This is a genomic window from uncultured Subdoligranulum sp. (assembly GCF_937890665.1).
In genome coordinates, this window is the sequence record NZ_CALADU010000200.1 from 1 (window position 1) to 3,494 (window position 3,494).

The window sequence follows — 3,494 nt, forward strand, 5'->3', positions numbered from 1 at the left end:
CAGGCACCGCCACCGAACTGTTGACCACTGCGGGCATCACCGGGGTGCAGCCCAACCAGTTCACCCGCAAACTGGTGGAGCACTTCTACACGGTGTTTGCCCCGCAGGGCATCCGCTACCAGTCCCGCCGCACCTCCAACACCCGGCTGCTGTGCTTCACCTGTGACGGGGATGACGGTCATGACGGTAGTGACGATGATACCGGCAGATCCCCTTTACCGTCTGGTACGGTACCGGCTGGTGAAGAGGGGGCGGCCCCCGTATCGTCATCATCGTCATCACCGTCACCGGGGCCGCATCACGGTAGCGAGCATGGGCTTTGTGTTGCCGACGGGCAACCCTTCGCCGCGGCGGACACCGCCGCTCCTACGGGGACGACCCCGAACCCCGTAATCTCACGGGAGGCTGCCTCGTGAGAAACCGCACCGTGGGTATCAACGTGCGGGTGACACCGGCTGAAAAGCGCCGGATGGAAACCGCCGCCCGGCGCTGCGGTCTGACGCTGTCGGAATATCTCCGGCAGCAGGCACTGGGGTACACACCGCAGTTTCATCCGCCCGCGTCTTTGTTTTCCGCTCTGGGAGAACTGGACGCGCTGGCGGACCGTCTGCCGCCCGGGGACGCGCTCCCCTGCCGGGCGGCCACAGACCAGATCCGGGATGCCCTGCTGCCGAAGGAGTAATTCCTGGCCGTCACCAAGATCTGGCCGGTGCGGGACAACCTGCGCCGGGTGGTGGACTACGCCGCCAACCCGGAGAAAACCGAATACGGTGCCCTGTCCCAGGCGCTGCACTACGCCGGAAACGACGCCAAGACCACCTTGCCGGAAAGCTCCAAGCTGGTGTCGGGCATTCATTGCCGCCCCGAAACCGCCTGGGCGGATATGCGGGCGGTGCAGCGGAAGTTCGGCAAGACCGAGGGCGTGGTGGCCATGCACGCCTACCAGAGTTTCCAGCCCGGCGAGATAGCGCCGGAGCAGTGCCACGCCATCGGGGTGGAACTGGCTCGGCAGGTGTGGGGCGAGCGGTTCCAGGTGTTGGTGGCCACCCACATGAACACCCACTGCCTGCACAACCACTTTGTCATCAACGCGGTGTCCTATGTGGATGGCAAAAAGTACGAGCAGCGCCGCAGCCAGTACCGGGAGCTGCGCCGCGCCTCCGATGCCCTCTGCCGGGCCCAGGGGTTGTCGGTGGTACAGACCCCGGGCAAGAGCACACCGCGCCCCCTCTACGAAGCGGAGCGCCGGGGTGAGCCCACCCGGTACAACCGGATGCGGGAGGCACTGCGCTCCGCCCTCCAGCAGACCAGCACCGAGGAGGACTTTGCCCTGGCCCTGCGGCGGATGGGCTATCTGTGGCGGCGGGAGGAGGGCCGCAAATACGCCACGCTGCGCTCAGTGGACGGCGGCCGCCCGGTGCGGGTGCATCGCCTGGGCCCGGAGTTCGACTGGCCCGCGCTGGCCCGGGTGCTGGACGCCCACTATTACCAGTTCGGCCCCCACTATTACAGCCTGTTCGGCGGGTACGACCATCCCAGGCGTCCCCCCTGCCGTTCCTGGGCCAAGGTACGGTACAAGGGGCTGCTGGACGAACTCTTCGGAAAGCCCCACCTGGGCCGGCAGTATCTCTACTTCCGGTACAAGGTGCAGGCCAAGCCGAATCCCCGGACGTCCATCAACTGGCCCGAGATCGAAGCGATCTGGCGCAACGTGGAGCGCACGCTGGAGGAGATGCGCCTCTGCTTTGACCGTGATTTCCACACCACCGACGAGGTGGAGGCCCGCCGCCGGGAACTGGCGGCGCAGATCGACGCCCTCTGCAAGGAGCGCGCCGACTGCGCCCGGCTGCTGCGGCACAAGGTTCCGCCACCCGGCACCGCCGAGCGCCGGGCCGGACTGACCCGCCAGATCAAGGCTTTGCGGCATGAAGATGAAGTCTGTGACAGGATTCTCCGAAGGGTACGAACCACCACCGCCTGCCGCAAGGCCCTGGAGGAACAGGCCCGTCAGCGGGCCGAGGAAAAAACCCGCCACCGCAAACGCCGCCGCGGTCTGGAACGCTGAACCACAACCATACCAAAAGCCCGCGCCGGGAAGTTCCCGACGCGGGCGCTTTGGTAGATTCGTACCCAAAACAAGGGCGTATCCTTGTGTAGATTTGTGAATAGCTTTTGCCAGGGATTCCGGGTATTGTTGTGTTGGACCCGGAAACCCGTACAAACGATTGTGAAAGGAGAAATGCCTATGGTAGCAGGCCGACTGCAAGAGAAAAACGGATATTACTACATGGTACTCAGCTATACCGGTGCCGACGGCAAGCGCAAACAGCCCTGGCACGCCACCGGCTTGCCTGTGAAAGGCAACAAAAAGCGGGCGGAGGAGATGCTGCGGGAACTGCGCCGCAGCTTCACACCGCCCAAACCCAACCGTAAAGAAGAACTGAGTCCCGATATGCTGTTCAGTGACTATATGCTCTACTGGCTGAAAATCATCCGCCCCGCCGTGCAGGAAACTACCTGGTCCTCCTACAACTTCAATGTGAAGAACCACATCGTCCCCTATTTCGAGCCCACCGGCATCACGCTGGGCGGGCTGCAGGCGCGGCATATCCAAAGTTTCTACCTCCACGAACTGGAAACACTGAAAGCCACCAGCGTACTGCGGCAGCACGCCAACCTGCACAAGGCGCTGAAATACGCCGTGAAGCTGGACCTGATCCCCGGCAACCCGGTAGATAAGGTGGAGCGTCCCAAGCCCGAGAAGTACCTGGCCGCCTACTACACCGCCGAGGAGATGGAGCAGCTGTTCGAAGCGGCCCGGGGCCATCGGCTGGAACTGATCATCCAGTTCGCAGCCTTCTATGGCCTGCGCCGGGGCGAGGTGCTGGGCCTGCGGTGGGACGCCGTGGACTTTGAGGCGGGTACCCTGACCATCCGTCACATCGTGACCAGCACCAACCTGGAGGGCAAACACGTTCTGGTGGAGGCCGACCGGGCCAAGACCACGTCCAGCCTGCGCACCCTGCCGCTGGTGGCCAGCTTCGCCCAGCGGCTGCAGGCATTGAAGGAGCAGCAGACCTATAACGAGAAGCTGTGCGGAAACTGCTACAACCAGAAGTACAAAGGCTACCTGTTCGTGGATGAGATGGGCAGTCTGATCCTGCCCAACGCGGTGACCGACGGCTTTGCCAAGCTGCTGGCCGACCACGGCCTGCGGAAGATTCGGTTCCATGATCTGCGCCACTCCTGCGCCAGCCTGCTGCTGAAGCAGGGTGTGCCCATGAAGCAGATTCAGGAATGGCTGGGCCACAGTGACATCTCCACCACGGCCAACATCTACGCCCACCTGGATTCCCAGTCCAAGCAGCTCAGCGCCGCCACGATGGAACAGGCGCTGCCGCTGCCGGAGAGTGGAATAATCAGCCAGTGGTAAATATATAGTCATGACCACCCCTAAGAGGGGTGGCATGACGAGCGGCCTATAAGGCCGAGAT

General features: G+C 63.5%; 3 protein-coding genes and 1 pseudogene. All 4 read left to right on the forward strand.

What is annotated here, in order from left to right:
• Positions 1-416, forward strand: a pseudogene (locus Q0526_RS11460) (hypothetical protein); the annotation flags it as partial.
• Positions 413-682, forward strand: a complete 270-nt coding sequence (locus Q0526_RS11465; RefSeq protein ID WP_298733710.1) for a hypothetical protein — start codon at positions 413-415, stop codon at positions 680-682. The pseudogene Q0526_RS11460 and the gene Q0526_RS11465, both read left to right, overlap by 4 nt.
• A 27-nt stretch (positions 683-709) precedes the next feature.
• The gene (locus Q0526_RS11470; RefSeq protein WP_298733712.1) at positions 710-2,065 is read left to right on the forward strand and encodes a relaxase/mobilization nuclease domain-containing protein; all 1,356 of its coding nucleotides are present in this window, start codon (positions 710-712) and stop codon (positions 2,063-2,065) included.
• Between the two features lie 180 nt (positions 2,066-2,245).
• Complete coding sequence (locus Q0526_RS11475) at positions 2,246-3,433, forward strand: site-specific integrase (RefSeq protein ID WP_298733714.1); 1,188 nt, start codon at positions 2,246-2,248, stop codon at positions 3,431-3,433.
• Positions 3,434-3,494: the final 61 nt, after the last annotated feature.

Bases quoted from the DNA above. Each gene is read 5' to 3' on its own strand.
- Q0526_RS11475 (WP_298733714.1), top strand. From the start codon at position 2,246: ATGGTAGCAGGCCGACTGCAAGAGAAAAACGGATATTACTACATGGTA.